The sequence below is a fragment of the Pseudomonas sp. P1_A1 genome (assembly GCF_056406935.1).
On record NZ_JBFTZE010000004.1, the window covers coordinates 409,079 to 427,867 of the forward strand.

At 59.5% G+C, this 18,789-nt stretch carries 22 protein-coding genes; 4 read left to right on the top strand and 18 right to left on the bottom strand.

Annotated features, from left to right (window positions below; genetic code table 11):
• Position 1: 1 nt before the first annotated feature.
• The 8 genes from hscA to trmJ form a co-directional block, all read right to left on the bottom strand.
• Positions 2–1,864 (bottom strand): Fe-S protein assembly chaperone HscA, encoded by a 1,863-nt coding sequence (gene hscA, locus AC1D2Q_RS08840; protein WP_064620145.1) that lies wholly within the window; start codon positions 1,862–1,864, stop codon positions 2–4.
• 51 nt (positions 1,865–1,915) lie between these two features.
• Entirely contained in the window at positions 1,916–2,437 is a 522-nt protein-coding gene (hscB, locus tag AC1D2Q_RS08845) for a co-chaperone HscB (RefSeq protein ID WP_477812946.1), read from the bottom strand.
• Positions 2,438–2,445: 8 nt separating this feature from the next.
• Complete coding sequence (iscA, locus tag AC1D2Q_RS08850; RefSeq protein WP_007941391.1) at positions 2,446–2,769, bottom strand: iron-sulfur cluster assembly protein IscA; 324 nt, start codon at positions 2,767–2,769, stop codon at positions 2,446–2,448.
• Between the two features lie 34 nt (positions 2,770–2,803).
• Positions 2,804–3,190, bottom strand: coding sequence for a Fe-S cluster assembly scaffold IscU (iscU, locus tag AC1D2Q_RS08855; protein ID WP_003443374.1), 387 nt, complete (start codon positions 3,188–3,190; stop codon positions 2,804–2,806).
• An 85-nt stretch (positions 3,191–3,275) separates the two neighbouring features.
• On the bottom strand, positions 3,276–4,490 hold the full coding sequence (locus AC1D2Q_RS08860) for an IscS subfamily cysteine desulfurase (RefSeq protein ID WP_007941393.1): 1,215 nt from the start codon (positions 4,488–4,490) through the stop codon (positions 3,276–3,278).
• 50 nt (positions 4,491–4,540) lie between these two features.
• Positions 4,541–5,032 (bottom strand): Fe-S cluster assembly transcriptional regulator IscR, encoded by a 492-nt coding sequence (gene iscR / locus AC1D2Q_RS08865; protein WP_007941394.1) that lies wholly within the window; start codon positions 5,030–5,032, stop codon positions 4,541–4,543.
• A 184-nt stretch (positions 5,033–5,216) separates the two neighbouring features.
• A complete protein-coding gene (cysE, locus tag AC1D2Q_RS08870) occupies positions 5,217–5,993 on the bottom strand; it encodes a serine O-acetyltransferase (RefSeq protein ID WP_428633836.1) in 777 nt (258 codons plus the stop codon).
• Positions 5,994–5,995: 2 nt separating this feature from the next.
• A complete protein-coding gene (gene trmJ, locus AC1D2Q_RS08875; RefSeq protein ID WP_018927071.1) occupies positions 5,996–6,766 on the bottom strand; it encodes a tRNA (cytosine(32)/uridine(32)-2'-O)-methyltransferase TrmJ in 771 nt (256 codons plus the stop codon).
• A 146-nt stretch (positions 6,767–6,912) separates the two neighbouring features.
• On the opposite strand from trmJ, the gene suhB reads away from it, so the two are divergent.
• Positions 6,913–7,731, top strand: coding sequence for a type III secretion system regulator SuhB (gene suhB, locus AC1D2Q_RS08880; RefSeq protein ID WP_007941397.1), 819 nt, complete (start codon positions 6,913–6,915; stop codon positions 7,729–7,731).
• Between the two features lie 257 nt (positions 7,732–7,988).
• Here the strand turns inward: suhB and rplS are convergent, their stop codons facing one another.
• From rplS to ffh, 5 genes are all read right to left on the bottom strand, one after another.
• Complete coding sequence (gene rplS / locus AC1D2Q_RS08885; protein WP_003175895.1) at positions 7,989–8,339, bottom strand: 50S ribosomal protein L19; 351 nt, start codon at positions 8,337–8,339, stop codon at positions 7,989–7,991.
• A gap of 45 nt (positions 8,340–8,384) precedes the next feature.
• Positions 8,385–9,158, bottom strand: a complete 774-nt coding sequence (gene trmD, locus AC1D2Q_RS08890) for a tRNA (guanosine(37)-N1)-methyltransferase TrmD (RefSeq protein WP_172901170.1) — start codon at positions 9,156–9,158, stop codon at positions 8,385–8,387.
• Positions 9,140–9,676, bottom strand: coding sequence for a ribosome maturation factor RimM (rimM, locus tag AC1D2Q_RS08895; RefSeq protein ID WP_019581061.1), 537 nt, complete (start codon positions 9,674–9,676; stop codon positions 9,140–9,142). Before rimM ends, trmD begins: the two co-directional genes overlap by 19 nt.
• Positions 9,677–9,681: 5 nt before the next feature.
• The gene (rpsP, locus tag AC1D2Q_RS08900) at positions 9,682–9,933 is read right to left on the bottom strand and encodes a 30S ribosomal protein S16 (protein ID WP_003198088.1); all 252 of its coding nucleotides are present in this window, start codon (positions 9,931–9,933) and stop codon (positions 9,682–9,684) included.
• 250 nt (positions 9,934–10,183) lie between these two features.
• The gene (ffh, locus tag AC1D2Q_RS08905; protein WP_007941401.1) at positions 10,184–11,560 is read right to left on the bottom strand and encodes a signal recognition particle protein; all 1,377 of its coding nucleotides are present in this window, start codon (positions 11,558–11,560) and stop codon (positions 10,184–10,186) included.
• Between the two features lie 210 nt (positions 11,561–11,770).
• Between ffh and AC1D2Q_RS08910 the strand changes: the two genes are divergently transcribed.
• From AC1D2Q_RS08910 to AC1D2Q_RS08920, 3 genes are all read left to right on the top strand, one after another.
• Positions 11,771–12,583, top strand: a complete 813-nt coding sequence (locus tag AC1D2Q_RS08910; RefSeq protein ID WP_018927074.1) for a cytochrome C assembly family protein — start codon at positions 11,771–11,773, stop codon at positions 12,581–12,583.
• 12 nt (positions 12,584–12,595) lie between these two features.
• The gene (locus AC1D2Q_RS08915) at positions 12,596–13,828 is read left to right on the top strand and encodes a transporter associated domain-containing protein (RefSeq protein WP_477812947.1); all 1,233 of its coding nucleotides are present in this window, start codon (positions 12,596–12,598) and stop codon (positions 13,826–13,828) included.
• A gap of 329 nt (positions 13,829–14,157) precedes the next feature.
• The gene (locus tag AC1D2Q_RS08920; protein WP_019581065.1) at positions 14,158–15,474 is read left to right on the top strand and encodes an MFS transporter; all 1,317 of its coding nucleotides are present in this window, start codon (positions 14,158–14,160) and stop codon (positions 15,472–15,474) included.
• Between the two features lie 42 nt (positions 15,475–15,516).
• Here the strand turns inward: AC1D2Q_RS08920 and purT are convergent, their stop codons facing one another.
• The 5 genes from purT to AC1D2Q_RS08945 all read right to left on the bottom strand — a co-directional run bounded on the left by purT (position 15,517) and on the right by AC1D2Q_RS08945 (position 18,766).
• On the bottom strand, positions 15,517–16,698 hold the full coding sequence (gene purT, locus AC1D2Q_RS08925) for a formate-dependent phosphoribosylglycinamide formyltransferase (protein WP_477812948.1): 1,182 nt from the start codon (positions 16,696–16,698) through the stop codon (positions 15,517–15,519).
• A gap of 90 nt (positions 16,699–16,788) precedes the next feature.
• Positions 16,789–17,256: a preQ0 transporter gene (locus tag AC1D2Q_RS08930; protein ID WP_477812949.1), complete on the bottom strand. Its 468-nt coding sequence runs from the start codon at positions 17,254–17,256 to the stop codon at positions 16,789–16,791.
• A gap of 105 nt (positions 17,257–17,361) precedes the next feature.
• Positions 17,362–17,577: a DUF1289 domain-containing protein gene (locus AC1D2Q_RS08935; RefSeq protein WP_096479584.1), complete on the bottom strand. Its 216-nt coding sequence runs from the start codon at positions 17,575–17,577 to the stop codon at positions 17,362–17,364.
• Positions 17,574–18,098: a gamma carbonic anhydrase family protein gene (locus AC1D2Q_RS08940; protein WP_007954617.1), complete on the bottom strand. Its 525-nt coding sequence runs from the start codon at positions 18,096–18,098 to the stop codon at positions 17,574–17,576. Before AC1D2Q_RS08940 ends, AC1D2Q_RS08935 begins: the two co-directional genes overlap by 4 nt.
• A gap of 68 nt (positions 18,099–18,166) precedes the next feature.
• On the bottom strand, positions 18,167–18,766 hold the full coding sequence (locus AC1D2Q_RS08945; protein WP_018927081.1) for a CoA pyrophosphatase: 600 nt from the start codon (positions 18,764–18,766) through the stop codon (positions 18,167–18,169).
• Between the last annotated feature and the right edge of the window lie 23 nt (positions 18,767–18,789).

Genomic DNA, 18,789 nt, shown 5'->3' on the forward strand with positions numbered 1-18,789 from the left:
ATTATTCCTCGATTTCATTCAGATTGCGCCCCGCCAGAGCGGCTTTCACCGTCGAGTCCAGGCGGCGGGCAGCAAAGGCATCGGTCACTTGCGACAGACGTTTGGTCTGCTGCTCAATGGCGTAACCATCGGTGCCTTTCATCAATTCGGTCAGTTCCTGCATCTGCAATTCGATGACCATGCGCTCTTCGGCGTCGAGCAAGCGTTCGCCGTCGACATCCAGAGCACCCTGCACTGCTTCGATCAGGCGCTGGGCATCGACCTGCTGTTCACGCAATACGCGGGCGACCTTGTCGTCGTTGGCGTGCTGGAACGAATCTTTGAGCATTTTGGCGATTTCGCCGTCGGTCAGGCCGTAGGACGGTTTGACCTGAATGCTGGCTTCGACACCCGAACCCAATTCGCGGGCCGAGACACTGAGCAGACCGTCGGCATCGACCTGGAAGGTCACGCGAATCTTCGCCGCCCCAGCAACCATCGCTGGAATACCGCGCAATTCGAAGCGTGCCAGGGAGCGGCAGTCGCTGATCAACTCACGCTCGCCCTGCAATACGTGGATCGCCATGGCCGACTGGCCGTCTTTATAAGTGGTGAAGTCCTGGGCCCGGGCGACAGGGATGGTGGTGTTGCGCGGAATCACCTTCTCCATCAGGCCGCCCATGGTTTCCAGCCCCAGGGACAACGGAATCACGTCGAGCAACAGCAGTTCGCCGCCGTCACGCTTATTGCCAGCCAGGGTATCGGCCTGGATCGCGGCGCCGATGGCCACGACTTGGTCCGGGTCGATTTCGGTCAGCGGTTCACGACCGAAGGCTTGCGCAACGGCTTCGCGCACGCGCGGCACGCGAGTCGAGCCGCCGACCATGACCACCGCATGAACGTCTTCCAGCTCAATGCCGGAATCACGCACCGCGCGACGACAGGCTTTCAGGCTGCGGGCAACCATCGGCTCGATCAGCGCATTGAACGCTTCACGGGTCAGCCCCGCCTTCCAGTCGCCATACGCGACTTCGACGGACGAGGCACTGGTCAGGGCTTCTTTGGCCGCACACGCGGTTTGCAACAGATTGCGTTGCTCGCCCGGATCGAGGTCGGCCGACAGACCGGCACTCTCGATGATCCAGCCAGCAATGGCGTGATCGAAGTCATCGCCACCCAGGGCGCTGTCGCCACCGGTAGCCAGCACTTCGAATACACCGCCGGTCAGGCGCAGAATCGAAATATCAAAGGTGCCGCCGCCCAGGTCATAAATGGCAACCAGGCCTTCAGCCTGTTGATCCAGACCGTAAGCCACCGCAGCAGCGGTCGGCTCATTGAGCAAGCGCAGCACGTTCAGGCCGGCCAGCTTGGCCGCATCCTTGGTGGCTTGACGCTGAGCATCATCGAAATAGGCCGGAACGGTGATCACTGCGCCGACCAGTTCGCCACCCAAGGTCGCTTCGGCGCGCTGACGCAGCACCTTGAGGATATCGGCGGAGACTTCGACCGGGCTTTTCGGGCCTTGCACCGTGTCGATGAACGGCATGTGCGACTCGCCGTCGACAAAACGGTATGGCAGCTGATCGCCCAATTGCTTGACGTCGGACAAACCACGTCCCATCAAGCGCTTGACCGACAGCACAGTGTTCAGAGGATCGGTAGCGGCAGCCAGTTTGGCCGATTCGCCGACCTCGACGCGATCGGCGTGATAGCGCACGGCAGACGGCAGGATAACCCGCCCTTGCGCGTCGGCCAGAGGCTCGGAAAGACCACTGCGCAATGCAGCGACCAGCGAATTGGTAGTGCCCAAGTCGATCCCCACAGCCAGACGACGCTGGTGCGGTTGAGGACTTTGGCCGGGTTCGGCGATCTGCAGTAGGGCCATCGTGATCAGGACTTATCTGTATATCAGGCGTGCGACCGGAGCGGCACTGGGTTAATCGTCGAGGCGCTCTTCTAACTGGCGCACTTCGTAGGTGAGCTTGTCGAGGAACTGCATGCGCCGCATCAGGCGTTCGGCCCGTTCGCGTTGCGCCACATCATTCCAGCAAGCTGCGAAGCTTTGGTTCAGTTCATCCTGAGCGGCCTTGAGGCGGCGCTTGAACGTGGCAATACCCGCCATGTCGGCGCTGTCCTGCAGATCCTCGAGCTCTTCACGCAACTCCATCTGCTGCAGAAGAAACTCCGGATCATGCACCGTGACCTCCAGCGGCAACTCGCCACCACTCAATGCGAGCAAGTATCGCGCGCGCTTGGGGGGGCTTTTGAGCGTCTGGTAGGCCTCGTTGAGGCTCGCGGATTGCTCGAGCGCCAGCCGCTGCTCGCGCTCGGAAGCGTCGGCAAAGCGGTCCGGATGAACGCCGCGCGCCAACTCACGGTAGCGCGTAGCCAGCTGATCGAGGTCCAGATTGAAACTCGGTTGCAGCTCAAATAAAGCGAAATGACAAGGAGTACCCACGAGTAGCCTCAGATGTTGAAGCTTTCGCCGCAGCCACATTCACCGCGTACGTTGGGGTTGTTGAACTTGAAGCCTTCGTTCAACCCTTCCTTGACGAAATCAAGCTCGGTGCCGTCCAGGTAGGCCAGGCTTTTCGGGTCGATGATCACTTTCTCGCCGTGACTTTCGAACACCTGATCGTCCGCGCCTACCTCGTCGACAAACTCCAGCACATAGGCAAGGCCGGAACAGCCCGTGGTGCGAACACCCAGACGAATCCCATCACCCTTGCCGCGCCCGTTGAGGGAGCGTCGCACGTGTTGAGCAGCCGCTTCTGTCATGCTGATAGCCATCGGTGACTCCTTACTCGTCGCCAAATCTTGAAAGTCAGATCAAGCCTTTCTTCTGCTTGTAATCGCGAACGGCCGCCTTGATGGCGTCTTCAGCGAGCACGGAGCAGTGAATTTTCACCGGCGGCAGGGCCAGTTCTTCGGCCAGTTGAGTGTTCTTGATGGTCTCTGCTTCATCCAGAGTCTTGCCTTTCATCCACTCGGTCGCCAGGGAGCTGGAGGCGATCGCGGAACCGCAACCGTAAGTCTTGAACTTGGCGTCTTCGATGATGCCTTGCTCATTGACCTTGATCTGCAGACGCATCACGTCACCGCACGCCGGAGCGCCGACCATGCCGGTGCCGACATCAGGATCTTCTGCATCCATCTTGCCGACGTTGCGCGGGTTCTCGTAGTGGTCGATGACCTTTTCGCTGTAAGCCATGATTCTTAATCCTCACTCATCAGGAGTCGCTCTTGAAGCCCTGCCAATCGTGGATTCGCAGGGCCCGGTTGCGGCGACTTGAATATCAGTGTGCCGCCCACTCGATTTTCGAAATGTCGACGCCGTCTTTGTACATGTCCCACAGCGGCGACAGAGTGCGCAGCTTGGTGACGGCCTCGCAGACTTTCTGCGCGGCGTAGTCGATTTCTTCTTCGGTGGTGAAACGGCCGAAGGTGAAGCGAATCGAGCTGTGTGCCAGTTCGTCGTTGCGGCCCAGGGCGCGCAGCACGTACGAAGGCTCAAGCGATGCCGAGGTGCAGGCCGAACCCGACGAAACCGCCAGATCCTTGAGCGCCATGATCAGCGACTCGCCTTCGACGTAGTTGAAGCTCAGGTTCAGGTTGTGCGGTACGCGGGCGGTCATGCTGCCGTTGACGTACAACTCTTCCAGGCCTTCAACCTGCTTGAAGAAACGGTCGCTCAGCGCTTTGATGCGTGCATTCTCGGCAGCCATGTCTTCCTTGGCCACACGGAACGCTTCGCCCATGCCGACGATCTGGTGAGTCGCCAGGGTGCCGGAACGCATGCCACGCTCATGACCGCCGCCGTGCATGGTCGCTTCGATGCGCACACGCGGCTTGCGGCTGACGTACAGCGCGCCGATGCCTTTAGGGCCGTAGGTTTTGTGGGCAGAGAACGACATCAGGTCAACTTTCAGTTTCGACAGGTCGATCTCGACCTTGCCGGTGGACTGAGCGGCGTCGACGTGGAACAGAATACCCCGGGAGCGGGTCAGCTCACCGATGGCGGCGATGTCGTTGATGGTGCCGATTTCGTTGTTCACGTGCATGACCGATACCAGAATGGTGTCGTCACGCAGGGCAGCTTCGACCATTTCCGGAGTGACCAGGCCATCTTCACGAGGATCGAGGTAGGTCACTTCGAAACCTTCACGCTCCAGTTGGCGCATGGTGTCGAGGACAGCCTTGTGCTCAATCTTGGTGGTGATCAGGTGTTTGCCTTTGGTGGAGTAGAAATGCGCCGCCCCCTTGATTGCCAGGTTGTCGGACTCGGTGGCACCGGAGGTCCAGACGATTTCACGCGGGTCGGCGTTAACCAGGTCAGCGACCTGACGACGAGCGTTCTCGACGGACTCTTCGGCTTTCCAGCCGAACACGTGGGAACGGGACGCCGGGTTACCGAAGTTTCCGTCGACCAGCAGGCATTCACTCATCTTTTGCGCGACACGCGGATCAACCGGGGTGGTCGCAGAGTAATCAAGGTAAATCGGCAATTTCATGGACTATCTCCTAAATCAGGCTGGCTGGCGTGCCGCTAGCTCTTTGGCTGTCATTCGACGGCGGACGCTTCAATCTTGTCCAGGCGTGGCGTCTTGCTGTTGCAACGACGCTGGTCCTGACGCTGGGCTACTTCTTGCACCTCACGGCGAGTTACAAGGTCAGCCAAGCTGATACCGCTCAGAAATTCGTGAATCTGCAGGCTAAGATCGCACCACAAATGGTGAGTCAGACAGGTGTCGCCGGAATGGCAATCGCCCTGACCCTGGCACTTGGTTGCATCGACCGATTCGTTGACCGCATCGATTACCTGGGCGACCTGGATGCCCTGCATGTCGCGGGACAATTGGTAGCCACCGCCCGGACCGCGAACACTGGACACCAGATTGCTACGGCGCAATTTGGCGAAAAGCTGCTCGAGGTAGGACAGGGAGATGCCTTGGCGCTCGGAGATATCGGCCAGGGACACCGGCCCGTGCTGCGCGTGTAACGCCAGGTCAAGCATGGCGGTCACGGCGTATCGGCCTTTTGTAGTCAGTCGCATGGACAATTACCACGGAGTTCGGAATGGGGCGAGTATGCAATTCCCGAGTATTTAAGTCAACTATAAGACCCAGCGCATTACTCAGGTTTACCCGCAAAAGAGCGCGCGCATCATAGCAGGGTCTGCGGCGCAATGGCACACCAACCAGCGCGGTGCAAATGCCTGAATGCGACCCTGCCATGAATCAGCTGGCCTTGCTTTCGTCCTTGCCCTTCACACAGGCAAAGTCTTCTTCACGCAGTTCAGGCAGATCCTTGGCACAGTAATTACTGCCCAGATCCTTCAGCGCTCCACACATACCCTCCAGACGCCCATCGACCGCCTGCAAGTGATCGAGCAACTGACCGATCGCCCGGGCCACCGGGTCCGGCATGTCTTCGCCGACACCGTAGGCATCGAAGCCGATCTTCTCGGCCATGGCCTTGCGCTTGGCATCCTGCTCATCGTCGGACTTGACGATAATCCGCCCCGGAATCCCCACCACCGTCGCACCCGGCGGAACTGCCTTGGTGACCACGGCATTGGAACCCACCTTGGCCCCGGCACCGACAGTGAATGGGCCGAGCACCTTGGCGCCGGCACCAACCACCACACCGTCCTCCAGGGTCGGGTGACGCTTACCTTTGTTCCAGCTGGTGCCACCGAGGGTCACGCCCTGATAAAGGGTGACGTCGTTGCCGATCTCGGCAGTCTCACCAATAACGATGCCCATGCCATGGTCGATAAAGAAGCGACGACCGACCTTGGCCCCCGGATGAATCTCGATCCCGGTCAACCAGCGACCGAAGTTCGACACCAGCCGCGCCAGCCATTTCAGATCTGCGCGCCACAGGAGCGACGACAGGCGATGGATCCAGATGGCATGCATGCCCGGATAGCAGGTCAGGACCTCAAAAGCATTACGCGCCGCAGGGTCACGATGAAAAACACTTTGGATATCTTCACGCAAACGCTCGAACATCATTAATCCTTCCGCTTTAGAAGCTCGCCACGGGCCGCCTTCTGGGTTTCCGTGAGGATGCCACGCAATATATTCATTTCCGCCCGGCTGACCGAGCTGCGTCCGTACAACCGGCGCAGGCGCGCCATCAAGTGCCGTGGCTTTTCCGGGTCGAGGAATTCGATGGCTACCAGGGTTTGCTCCAGGTGCTCATAGAATCGCTCCAGCTCATCCATGGTCGCCAGCTCACCACTCTTGGTGGACGCCACTTCTTCCTTCTCGACCTTGCTCGGCTGACCTTGGGCCGCCAGCCAGGACATGCGCACTTCATAGCTCAACACCTGCACCGCCGCCCCGAGGTTCAGCGAACTGAACTCGGGGTCTGATGGGATGTGCACGTGATAATGACATCGCTGCAATTCTTCGTTGGTCAGGCCGGAATCTTCACGACCGAACACCAATGCGATCTCGGCACCCTGCCCCGCTTCCTCGACCACCCTTGCACCGCACTCACGGGGATCGAGCAACGGCCAGGGAATGCGACGATCACGAGCACTGGTACCCAGCACCAGATTGCAGCCGACCAAGGCATCTTCCAAGGTGGCGACGACTTGCGCGTTTTCAAGGATGTCCCCGGCGCCGGACGCACGCGCATCGGCCTCGTGGTGCGGGAACAACCGCGGCTCGACCAGCACCAGTCGCGACAGGCCCATGTTCTTCATGGCACGCGCAGCACCGCCGATATTTCCGGGATGACTGGTATTGACCAGGACGACACGAATGTTTTGCAGCAAGGGAGGCGCTCTCGAACATTGAATGGGGGAGCCGAATCTTACAGCTCCTCCTACCGTTAAGCCATGAAAGCGAACGTCGACCTTCTCCTGTAGAAACTTTCTGATAGAATGCCCGGCTTTCTTTAACAACCTTAGGTGACACATCCATGCAGCCCATGCTGAATATCGCGCTGCGCGCCGCCCGCAGCGCCAGTGAATTGATCTTCCGCTCCATCGAGCGCCTGGATACCATCAAGGTCGACGAAAAAGACGCCAAGGATTATGTATCCGAGGTGGATCGCGCCGCCGAACAGAAAATCATCGACGCACTGCGCAAGGCCTACCCGAATCACTCGATCATGGGTGAAGAAACCGGCCTGCATGCCGGCACCGGCATCGAAGGCGAAGAATACCTGTGGATCATCGACCCACTGGACGGCACCACCAACTTCCTGCGCGGCATTCCTCACTTCGCTGTCAGCATCGCCTGCAAATACCGGGGTCGCCTGGAACATGCTGTTGTTCTGGACCCGGTTCGCCAGGAAGAATTCACCGCCAGCCGTGGTCGCGGCGCTCAACTGAACGGTCGTCGCCTGCGCGTTAGCGGCCGTACCAGCCTGGACGGCGCTCTGCTGGGTACCGGCTTCCCGTTCCGAGACGACCAGATGGACAACCTCGACAACTACCTGGGCATGTTCCGCGCCCTGGTTGGCCAGACCGCCGGCATTCGCCGCGCCGGCTCGGCAAGCCTCGACCTGGCCTACGTGGCTGCCGGCCGTTTCGACGCCTTCTGGGAGTCGGGCCTATCTGAATGGGACATGGCTGCAGGCGCCCTGCTGATCCAGGAAGCCGGCGGCTTGGTGAGCGACTTCACCGGCGGTCACGACTTCCTGGAGAAAGGTCACGTCGTTGCCGGCAACACCAAGTGCTTCAAGGCAGTACTGACAGCGATCCAGCCACACCTGCCAGCTTCGCTGAAGCGCTAAGCGCCCAAGCCCAAAAAGCCGCAGCACTTAAAGCAAACGCCCCGACTGGTTCGGGGCGTTTGCTTTTGCGCGAACAAAATCCCCAAGTTAAGCCATAACGCGATCTGCAGCAGCTGCCGAAGCCTGCTGCTACAAGAAGCGCGCCGCAGCCTTTTATATGCCGCCATAACGAAAAATGCCCCGCATCTTTCGATACAGGGCATTTTCTTGAAAATGCCAACCTGAGCAGGCCAGCTTTTCGGCATCGGAAGCTGGACTTAAGCCAGTTTTTCCTTGATGCGAGCTGCTTTACCGGACAGGTCACGCAGGTAGTACAGCTTGGCTTTACGTACATCACCGCGACGCTTGACAGCCATGCTGTCGATTTGCGGGCTGTAGGTCTGGAAAGTACGCTCTACGCCAACACCGTTGGAGATTTTACGAACGGTGAAAGCACTGTTTACGCCGCGGTTACGCTTGGCGATAACTACGCCTTCGAACGCTTGCAGACGCGAACGATCGCCTTCCTTCACTTTCACCTGAACGACAATGGTGTCGCCCGGGGCAAAGGTAGGGATCTCTTTAGTCATCTGCTCTGCTTCGAGTGCAAGGATGATTTTGTTAGTCATGCTGTGCTCCTAAGGTAAATCGTCGGATCTACCATCGATACGTTGTTAACTATCGTCCCGCTCGCGGATGTATTCCTCGAGCAGCTTCTTCTCTTCTCCAGAAAGCGAGCGGCTTTCCAGAAGATCGGCGCGTCGTTCATAGGTCCGACCAAGGGACTGCTGTAAACGCCAACGCCGGATGTGCGCGTGATTGCCACTTAGCAATACGTCGGGAACACGCTGATCCGCATACACCTCCGGTCGGGTGTAGTGCGGGCAATCCAGCAAACCATCCGTAAAGGAATCTTCCTCAGCGGAGTCCGCATGCCCTAAAGCTCCAGGCAGCAGTCGTGTAACCGCATCGATCAGGACCATCGCCGGCAGCTCGCCGCCAGACAGTACATAGTCGCCAATCGACCACTCTTCATCGACATGAGCATCAATAAAACGCTCGTCAATGCCTTCATAGCGGCCGGCAATCAGGATCAATGCATCCAGATTCGCCAACTCGCGTACCGCCGACTGGGTCAGTTGACGGCCTTGGGGGGACAGGTAAATTACCTTCGCCGCCTCCCCGGCTGCTGCCTTGGCCTGAACCAGAGCATCTTCCAGGGGCTTGATCTTCATCACCATGCCCGGACCACCGCCAAATGGGCGATCATCCACAGTGTGATGTCGATCCGTCGTGTAGTCTCGCGGATTCCAACAGGTAAGCTGCAACAGCCCCTGCTTCACCGCCCGACTGGTGATGCCGTACTCGCTGATGGCGGAGAACATCTCGGGAAACAAACTGATCACTTCTACGCGCAGGTTAGCCACGTTTAGAAGTCCGCATCCCATTCCACCTTCATCTCGCCCGCTGCCAGATCGACGGCCAACACGCATTGCTCGGTATACGGCAACAGGCGTTCACGATCATCCAGGCTGCCAGCGCAAGGCTTGACCACCATTACATCATTGGCGCCGGTTTCCAGAAGATGATCGATTTTCCCGAACAATTGCCCGTGAGTATCGATGACCTTCAGACCTTCCAGCTGGTACCAGTAGTACTCGCCATCGGTCAATTCAGGGAACAGGTTGCGCGGCACGCAGATCTCATAACCAGCCAGAAGACGAGCTTCTTCACGATCATCAAGACCCTTGAGCTTTGCGACCAGGAACTTGTCGTTCCCGCGTCCGCTGACCAGCTCGACCTGTTTTACGTTGCCTTCGCGCCTGAGCGTCCAGGTTTTGTAGTCCAACAGGTTTTTAATCGGATCAGTAAAGGAATACACCTTCACTTCGCCGCGAACGCCGTGAACAGAATAAATCTTGCCGATAACGATCAAATCATCAGCAACAGCTGGCGTCGCGTTCATATTGCTCAGGCCGCAGCCTTAGCAGATTCCTTCAACAACTGAGCAACGCGCTCAGAAGGCTGTGCACCAACGCTCAGCCAGTAGGCTACGCGCTCTTGGTTCACGGACAGACGAACTTCTTGACCACGAGCAACAGGGTTGAAGAAACCAACCTGTTCCTTGTGCGAACCGTCACGCGGGTTGCGGCTGTCGGTTACGGTCAAGTGGTAAAACGGGCGCTTTTTGGAGCCGCCAAGGGCAAGACGGATTGTTAGCATGTGAACATCGTTCCTGTAGTCGGTGCTGCAAATCTAAATGCACAGCGGGCATAGGTGCCCGAAAGGCCGCATATTCTAAGGAATATCCGGACTTTTGCAAATGTCTTTTTCCGGCGCCTATCGGCGTGCCATCCAGATTTGCTATAGAGCCATCGTTGAAGATGGCCAGTCAGCTCCCGCCAAGTGCGGGTTTGCTGGAGATCCCACGTCCGTGTGGGTCGGCGCAGGAGCAAGCTCCCGCGCGAATTCTTTACATCTTGGGCATGCCGCCGCCGGGCAACATACCGCCCATGCCGCGCATCATTTTGGCCATTCCGCCTTTGGCGGAGAATTTCTTCATCATCTTCTGCATCTGCTTGTGCTGCTTGATCAAGCGACCGATGTCCTGCACCTGAGTGCCGGAGCCCATGGCGATACGGCGCTTGCGCGAACCGCTGATCAGCTCAGGGTCGCGGCGCTCGGCCGGGGTCATGGAATTGATGATGGCTTCCATCTGTTTGAATTGTTTCTCTGCCGCGCCCTGGGCATTGCCCATCTGCGCCAGGTTCACACCGCCGATATTGGGTAGTTTGTCCATGAGGCCGCCAAGGCCGCCCATGTTCTTCATCTGTTGCAACTGATCGCGGAAGTCTTCGAGGTCGAAACCCTTGCCCTTCTTCAGCTTCTTGGCCAGTTTGTCGGCCTTGTCCTTGTCGAGGGTCGCTTCAGCCTGTTCGATCAGGCTGAGCACGTCGCCCATGCCGAGGATGCGCGATGCGATACGCTCAGGGTGGAACGGTTCGAGCGCTTCGCTCTTCTCGCCCATACCGATGAACTTGATCGGCTTGCCGGTGATAGCACGTACCGACAATGCGGCACCGCCACGGGCATCGCCGTCGACCTTGGTCAGGATCACACCGGTCAGCGGCAATGCATCACCGAAGGCCTTGGCCGTGTTGGCGGCGTCCTGACCGGTCATGGCATCGACCACGAACAGGGTTTCGACCGGGTTGATCGCGGCGTGCAGCGCCTTGATCTCGCCCATCATCTCTTCGTCGATGTGCAAACGACCGGCGGTGTCGACGATGACCACGTCGATGAATTTCAGCTTGGCTTCTTTAATAGCCGCTTGCGCGATGTCGACCGGCTTCTGGCTCAGGTCGGACGGGAAGAACGTCACGCCGATGTCGTTGGCCAGGGTTTCCAGCTGCTTGATCGCCGCCGGACGGTAAACGTCCGCGGACACGACCATCACAGACTTCTTCTTGCGCTCCTTGAGGAAGCGCGCCAGTTTGCCGGCGGTGGTGGTTTTACCCGCACCCTGCAAACCGGCCATCAGAACCACGGCCGGTGGAACGGCGCTCAGGTTCAGGTCTTCGTTGGCCGCGCCCATCAGGCTTTCGAGTTCGGCCTGGACGATCTTCACGAAGGCCTGGCCCGGCGTCAGGCTGCGCGACACCTCGGTGCCGACAGCGCGTTCCTTGACCGAATTGACGAAGTCTTTGACCACCGGCAAGGCGACGTCGGCTTCGAGCAACGCCATGCGCACTTCGCGCAGGGTGTCTTTGATGTTGTCTTCGGTCAGCTTGGCCTTGCCGGTGACATGGCGCAGCGTCTGCGAGAGACGGTCGGTTAAGTTTTCAAACATTGCGCGATCCTTTCAGGCCCTGTGTAGACCGGGATAATGGCGGCCCAGACCGGAATCAACATGTGCTCGGCGAGCCTGCGGCGTGGGCAGGTCGCGGATTATAGCGAAGACTGCGTCTGGCGGACACCTCGCCGTCAGCTTGTATAGTCTTTCGTGCCGTATGGGTTCTATGCCAAACTCAACGCCTTTCGGGCCTGCCTAACAGGATTTATGCTCCCCTTGTCACCCAGCTTGCTTACCACTCTCGCCGCCGCCTGCTTATATGCCGCTGCGACCTTCTATCAAGGCACTCGCCTGGCCACCGGTGCCAAGGCGAACAAACGCCTGCTGGTCACGCTCGGCGTGCTGGCCGTGCTGGCCCACAGCGCCAGCCTGATCAGCTATCTGCTGACTCCGGTCGGCCTGGCCCTGGACTTTTTCAGCGCCGCCAGCCTGATTGCCGCAGCGGTCATCGCCCTGACCCTGCTGGCCTGTTCACGGATACCGGTGGAAAACCTCCTTGTATTACTGTTTCCGCTGGGCGCCGCAACAGTGTTGCTGGCACAGTTCGCCCCCGCCGGCACGGTGCAGGTCATCGACGAAGAACCCGGCATTCTCGCCCACATTCTCCTGTCGATCCTCGCTTACGGCATGTTCACCATCGCGGTGTTCCAGGCCTTGCTGCTGCTGGTTCAGGACCATCAGCTCAAGCACAAGCATCCGTCCGGGCTGATCAAGAACTTCCCACCGCTGCAAACCATGGAAAGCCTGCTGTTCGGCTTCCTCTGGGCCGGCTGGAGCCTGCTGTCGTTGTCGCTGATTTCCGGCTGGCTGTTCGTCGAGAACCTGTTCGCCCAGCACCTGGTGCATAAAACCCTGCTGGCGTGCCTGGCCTGGATCGTGTTCAGCGTGCTGCTCTGGGGGCGCAACCGTCTCGGCTGGCGCGGACACAAAGCCATCCGCTGGACCCTTGCCGGTTTCTGCCTGCTGATGCTGGCGTATTTCGGCAGCAAGCTGGTCCGCGAATACATTCTGCACATCTGACGGGCGGCATTAATGGACGATTTGCCCATAGGACCGATGCTCGCGGTGCTGGCCCTGCTGATTATATGGTCGGGGCTGTTTACCGCCATCGAAGTCGCGCAACAGCAATTACTGGCCCAGCGCACGGCCTCGCGCTCCAGCGACAAACCCGTGGCCAGGCTGAGCTTCCCGCTCAACAGCCTGATCCTCTGCAACACCTTGTGCCGCGCGCTGGTGGTGGTCATCAGCACCTTGCTGGCGATTTTCACCTGGGCACAAAACGGCCCCTGGATTGCCTGCCTCGGTGCCGGCGCAGTGTTGGTGGTGTTCGCCGACTACCTGCCACGCTCCATCGCCGCCCGCTATCCGGATGCCGTCCTGGCCTTGGGCAACACATTGCTCGGCATACCGTTGAAAATCGTCTATCCCGCCGCCTGGCTACTCAATGGCATCAGCCAACTGCTGATGCGGCCATTCGCCCGCAAAATCAACGTGGTGCAGCAAAGCGAAGACGAGGCACCGGCAGATCGACACGACGACCACGAACACGCAGCCTATCGCCCACTGTCAGGCATCCACGCACTGGATAACATCACGGTCAACGATATTCTGGTGCCACGCAGTGACGTCGATGGGATCAACCTGGACGACCCCCTCGAAGAAATCATCGAGCAACTGCGCCACAACAGGCGCACCCGCCTGCCGGTATTCCACAGCGACATCAACCAGGTCGAAGCGGTGCTCAACACCCGGCAGATCCGTCATTTGTTGCCGGATTCAAGCCTGACCGTGGAAGCGCTGCTGGCGGCCAGTCACGAACCGTACTTCGTGCCGGAAAGCACGCCGTTGCAACTGCAATTGCTGAATTTCCACAAGCAGCAGCGGCGCTTGGGCATGGTGGTCGACGAGTACGGGGAAGTGCTGGGCATCGTGACCCTGGAAGACATTCTCGAAGAAATCGTCGGCGAGTTCGAAAGCCAGCACAGCCTGGATAACCCGCACATTCACCCGCAGGCCGATGGCCGACTGGTGATTGATGGTGCAGCGTCCATCCGCGAGCTGAACAAGAGCCTTGGCTGGCACCTGCCCAGCGATGGTCCGAAAACCCTCAACGGCCTGGTGACCGAGGCGTTGGAGACGATTCCGGACAGTGCGGTGTGCCTGAAGATCGGACGATACCGGCTGGAGATTCTGGAGACTGAAGAGAATCGCGTCACACGCGTGCTGATCTGGCATACCAGTTCGGTTCCCGCGCTCATCCGTTAGTTCGCCAAAAGATCGCAGCCTCGCTTCGCTCGACAGCTCCTACCGTTCGGAATACGTTCCTTGTAGGAGCTGTCGAGCGAAGCGAGGCTGCGATCTATGCCCTTGTTCGATCGTTAGCAACCTTCCTATAATCGAACCGCTTACCCAAGCCCCGCCGAACCACGTGCTTACCCCGCATGCAGCAGGTTCCGGCCAGATCTTCGACAACATCCGTACTACTGCGGCGACTGTTCCTACCTTGAACAGCGACCGATCCTCAACCCACATCCCTGGGTATTCGACCATAATAATTCGCTCCACTGGGGCACATGACTGTCAGGGATAACTACATGACGACCAGCACAACGTTCAGCGACACCGCGCCTGCGCAACCGACAAACTCCGCCACCCGCGTGGCTACCGCGAGTTTCATCGGCACGGCCATCGAGTTCTACGACTTCTACGTCTATGCCACCGCCGCAGCATTGGTGATCGGCCCGGTGTTCTTTCCGCAAACCTCCGGCACCGCGCAGATGCTATCGGCATTCCTCACCTTCGGCATCGCTTTCCTTGCGCGGCCGCTGGGTTCGGCGCTGTTCGGCCATTTCGGTGACCGTATCGGGCGCAAATCGACACTGGTTGCGTCCTTGCTGCTGATGGGCGTGTGCACCACGTTGATCGGCGTGCTGCCGGGTTACGACAGCATTGGCGCCTGGGCGCCGATCCTGCTTTGCGTGCTGCGCTTCGGCCAGGGCCTGGGGCTGGGCGGCGAATGGGGCGGCGCCGCATTGCTGGCCACGGAGAACGCACCCAAAGGCAAGCGCGCCTGGTTCGGCATGTTTCCGCAACTCGGCCCATCGATCGGGTTTCTGGCGGCCAACGGCCTGTTCCTGACCCTGGCCATGAGCCTGAACGACGAGCAATTCCGTTCGTGGGGCTGGCGGATTCCGTTCCTGCTCAGTGCCGCACTGGTAATGGTGGGCTTGTACGTACGCCTCAAGCTCCACGAAACCCCGGTGTTCGCCAACGCCGTGGCTCGCCAGGAGCGGGTGAAGATTCCGTTGGTCGAGCTGTTCAGCCAATACTGGGCACCGATGCTGCTGGGCGCCGGGTCGATGGTGGTGTGCTATGCACTGTTTTACATCTCGACAGTGTTTTCGCTGAGTTACGGCGTGTCGACGCTCGGCTACACCCGGGAAACCTTCCTCGCGCTGCTGTGTTTCGCGGTGCTGTTCATGGCCGCCGCGACACCGCTGTCGGCCTGGGCCAGCGATCGTTTCGGGCGCAAGCCGGTGCTGATCATCGGCGGCGTACTGGCGATTCTGTCCGGATTCTTGATGGAACCGCTGCTGACCCATGGCTCGACCTGGGGCGTGGCGCTGTTCCTGTGCATAGAACTGTTTCTGATGGGCGTGACGTTTGCGCCAATGGGCGCGTTGCTGCCGGAGCTGTTTCCAACCCACGTGCGCTATACCGGCGCATCGGCTGCTTACAATCTGGGCGGTATTGTCGGCGCCTCGGCGGCACCGTTCTTTGCGCAAAAACTGGTGGCGATGGGGGGTTTGAGTTATGTCGGCGGGTATGTGTCGGGGGCGGCGGTGCTGAGCTTGATCGCGGTGCTGTGCCTGAAGGAGACACGCAATAACGATTTGAATCGGGTTGCCTGAGAGACTGCCATCGCGGGCAAGCCCGCGATGGCCCCGCCTCGGTTACAGCTCTACCACAACAGCCTGGGAAGCACGGGTCGCCTTGGCACGAGCAGATTCGATGGATTCGTCGCGCGCCAACGCCACACCCATCCGCCGCTGGCCATTGACCTCAGGCTTGCCGAACAGACGCAACGCGGTATCCGGCTCGCTCAACGCAGCGCCCAAGTTGGCGAAAGCGGTCTGAGTCGACTGCCCTTCCACCAGAATCACCGCCGACGCCGATGGGCCGAACTGACGGATCAATGGAATCGGCAGGCCCAGGATCGCCCGTGCGTGCAGTGCGAACTGCGACAGGTCCTGGGAAATCAGGGTCACCAGACCGGTGTCATGCGGGCGCGGCGAGACTTCGCTGAACCACACCTGATCACCCTTGATGAACAACTCGACGCCAAACAGACCACGACCGCCCAAGGCTTCGGTGACCGCTTTGGCAACACGCTCGGACTCAGCCAAAGCAACCGGGCTCATGGCTTGTGGCTGCCAGGATTCCTGGTAGTCGCCCTTCTCCTGACGGTGACCGACAGGCGCGCAGAACGTAGTGCCGCCGACATGACGCACGGTCAGCAGAGTGATTTCGTAGTCGAAGTCGATGAAGCCTTCGATGATCACGCGGCCTTTACCGGCGCGGCCGCCTTCTTGAGCGTAATCCCAGGCTTTCTGCACGTCATCGACGCTACGCAGCAGGCTCTGGCCCTTGCCCGAGGAACTCATGACGGGTTTGACCACGCACGGGAAGCCCAGGTCTTCGACTGCCTTGCGGTAATCCTCGAAGGTGTCGGCGAAGTGGTACGGCGACGTCGGCAGGTCCAGCTCTTCAGCGGCCAGGCGACGGATGCCTTCGCGGTTCATGGTCAACTGCGCGGCGCGGGCAGTCGGGATCACGGTGAAGCCTTCGGACTCCAGCTCCACCAAGGTCGCGGTGGCAATGGCTTCGATTTCCGGCACGATGAAGTGTGGCTTCTCGGCTTCGATCACCGCACGCAGGGCGGCGCCGTCGAGCATGTTGATCACATGGCTGCGATGGGCGACTTGCATGGCCGGCGCATTGGCGTAGCGATCCACGGCAATCACTTCAACGCCCAGGCGTTGCAGCTCGATCACCACTTCCTTGCCCAACTCACCACAGCCACACAGCAATACGCGGGTCGCGGTTGGCGACAATGGAGTTCCGATACGGGTCATCTCAGGTCCTCAAAGGAGCGGATCATCGAGGGAAGCGCACTTCCCATGGGGAGAAAGCGCGGCATTTTACATGAACCTGAGGGTTTGGCTTCAGCTGACGACGGCCTGTTTGCGCAGGCGCCAGGTCATGGCCAACCAGACGACGGTGACGCCCGCGAACTTCGAACCCAGCGCAGTGAGGATCACGCCCGGTGTGAGCGCATCGATCATGCCGAAGAAGATGAAGGTGTCCAGCGGGATGCTCAGGGCCGAACTTATCCACAGGCGATCGTGCAACGGGCGCTTGGTGAGGCTGAACACCAGCCAGTCGATGCACTCGGACACGGCGAACGCCGTGGCACTGGCGAGGGCAATCGACGGATCGGAGGTGACGTAGGACAGCGCCAGCGCCACCAGCATCGCCGCGATCGCGCCATGGCCGAAGCGGGTTTGCACCATGTCGCGCAGCACGAACACCAGGCCACTCCAGGCCGACCAGATGATGTCCAGGTGCGGGGCGGTGGAAAAGGCGAAATTGATCAGCACGACGCTGCTGATGTAGGCGATCAGAAAGAGCATGGGACGGGGACACCTGTCAATTTTGTGCACAGGGTACTTCATCTTCAGCGCACAGATAACCTGTGGTGAGGGAGCTTGCTCCCTCACCACAATGCACCAAACGACTCAGGAATCGGATTTGGAAGGCAACATCCAGATCAGTCCACTCGATTTCGCCCGCTCATGACACAACCCCAACACTTTGCGCCGTTCTTCGTTATCCATCCGGCTCCAGCGGGTGATCTCTTCCACCGTACGCTGACACCCGGTGCAAATGTCATCCTCATCCAGCGCACAAATGCTCACGCACGGCGACGGGACCGGCCTTTCAGTAGTGCTCATTCTTCCTGCTCGACCAGATCGCGGGCGTAACGCTGCGAGTTGTGCACATAGTGCGCGGCGCTGGCTTCGAGCATCTTCTTCTGCGGCTCGGTCAGCTCGCGTACCACCTTGCCCGGCGAGCCCATGACCAGCGAACCGTCCGGAATTTCCTTGCCTTCACCGATCAGCGAGTTAGCGCCGATGATGCAGTTCTTGCCGATTTTCGCGCCGTTGAGGATCACCGCGTTGATGCCGATCAGACTGTAATCGCCCACCGTGCAGCCGTGGAGCATGGCGTTGTGGCCGATGGTCACGCCGGTACCGATGGTTAGCGGATAGCCCATGTCGGTGTGCATCACGGTGCCGTCCTGCACGTTGCTGTTCTTACCGATCAGGATCAATTCGTTGTCGCCACGCAACACAGCGTTGAACCAGACGTTGGCGCCCTCTTCCAGTTTGACCTTGCCCACCAGCACGGCATTGGGTGCGACCCAGCTCTGCGGATGGGTCTCGACGCGGGCGTCGCCCAGGCGGTATTTCATCTTGTTGTCCTCACGACCAGGCTGGCTCACTAGCGAAAAGCGAGATTCACGCCATACGAGCGATGGCTTCAGGTGTTGATAAAACTCTTGGGCGGTTGATGCAGGCTGATTTTCGCGTCATAGAGCAGGTTGATCAACTCGACGATCATGATCGCCGTCAACCCCCAGATCTTGTACTCACCATAACGATAGCTCGGCACGTACCAACTGTGGCCCTGGTAGTCGATGCGGTGGGTGTGCTCGCGCGGGTCCTTGCGGAAGAATTCCAGAGGCACGCTGAACACTGCGGCGATCTCGGCATCGTTGGCCAGGTATTCGACGAAATCCGGAATCACGCCGACATAGGGCGTGACCTTGATGCCGTGCAGGGAGATCAGCGGGCTCAGTGGGCCGATCACTTCGACCAGCCCCGGCGGCAGGCCGATTTCTTCTTCGGCCTCGCGCAGAGCGGTAAAGATCAGATCAGGGTCTTCAGGGTCGCGTCGACCGCCGGGAAAAGCGACTTCACCGCCATGGGTCGAGAGCCCGCTGGCGCGAAGGGTCAGGACCAGCTCCGGTTCGTCACTGCGCGTGATGGGCACCAATACCGCGGCTTCGGGGAAACGTCGGTCGGTTTCCAGCGTACGCGGCGTGTGATTGCTTACCCGGTGCAGTAGCTCGTCCAGCATGAGTCTTCTCGATCTGTGCCTTA

Excerpts from the sequence above, each read along its gene's own strand:
- hscA (WP_064620145.1), bottom strand. The coding sequence starts at position 1,864 with ATGGCCCTACTGCAGATCGCCGAACCCGGCCAAAGTCCTCAACCGCAC.
- iscU (WP_003443374.1), bottom strand. The coding sequence starts at position 3,190 with ATGGCTTACAGCGAAAAGGTCATCGACCACTACGAGAACCCGCGCAAC.
- purT (WP_477812948.1), bottom strand. The coding sequence starts at position 16,698 with ATGACCCGTATCGGAACTCCATTGTCGCCAACCGCGACCCGCGTATTG.
- iscR (WP_007941394.1), bottom strand. The coding sequence starts at position 5,032 with ATGCGACTGACTACAAAAGGCCGATACGCCGTGACCGCCATGCTTGAC.
- AC1D2Q_RS08945 (WP_018927081.1), bottom strand. The coding sequence starts at position 18,766 with ATGCTGGACGAGCTACTGCACCGGGTAAGCAATCACACGCCGCGTACG.
- AC1D2Q_RS08910 (WP_018927074.1), top strand. The coding sequence starts at position 11,771 with ATGCTCCCCTTGTCACCCAGCTTGCTTACCACTCTCGCCGCCGCCTGC.
- cysE (WP_428633836.1), bottom strand. The coding sequence starts at position 5,993 with ATGTTCGAGCGTTTGCGTGAAGATATCCAAAGTGTTTTTCATCGTGAC.
- suhB (WP_007941397.1), top strand. The coding sequence starts at position 6,913 with ATGCAGCCCATGCTGAATATCGCGCTGCGCGCCGCCCGCAGCGCCAGT.
- AC1D2Q_RS08940 (WP_007954617.1), bottom strand. The coding sequence starts at position 18,098 with ATGAAATACCGCCTGGGCGACGCCCGCGTCGAGACCCATCCGCAGAGC.
- rpsP (WP_003198088.1), bottom strand. The coding sequence starts at position 9,933 with ATGCTAACAATCCGTCTTGCCCTTGGCGGCTCCAAAAAGCGCCCGTTT.
- AC1D2Q_RS08935 (WP_096479584.1), bottom strand. The coding sequence starts at position 17,577 with ATGAGCACTACTGAAAGGCCGGTCCCGTCGCCGTGCGTGAGCATTTGT.
- rplS (WP_003175895.1), bottom strand. The coding sequence starts at position 8,339 with ATGACTAACAAAATCATCCTTGCACTCGAAGCAGAGCAGATGACTAAA.
- AC1D2Q_RS08920 (WP_019581065.1), top strand. The coding sequence starts at position 14,158 with ATGACGACCAGCACAACGTTCAGCGACACCGCGCCTGCGCAACCGACA.
- rimM (WP_019581061.1), bottom strand. The coding sequence starts at position 9,676 with ATGAACGCGACGCCAGCTGTTGCTGATGATTTGATCGTTATCGGCAAG.
- trmD (WP_172901170.1), bottom strand. The coding sequence starts at position 9,158 with ATGGGATGCGGACTTCTAAACGTGGCTAACCTGCGCGTAGAAGTGATC.
- AC1D2Q_RS08930 (WP_477812949.1), bottom strand. The coding sequence starts at position 17,256 with ATGCTCTTTCTGATCGCCTACATCAGCAGCGTCGTGCTGATCAATTTC.
- AC1D2Q_RS08860 (WP_007941393.1), bottom strand. The coding sequence starts at position 4,490 with ATGAAATTGCCGATTTACCTTGATTACTCTGCGACCACCCCGGTTGAT.
- ffh (WP_007941401.1), bottom strand. The coding sequence starts at position 11,560 with ATGTTTGAAAACTTAACCGACCGTCTCTCGCAGACGCTGCGCCATGTC.
- AC1D2Q_RS08915 (WP_477812947.1), top strand. The coding sequence starts at position 12,596 with ATGGACGATTTGCCCATAGGACCGATGCTCGCGGTGCTGGCCCTGCTG.
- iscA (WP_007941391.1), bottom strand. The coding sequence starts at position 2,769 with ATGGCTATCAGCATGACAGAAGCGGCTGCTCAACACGTGCGACGCTCC.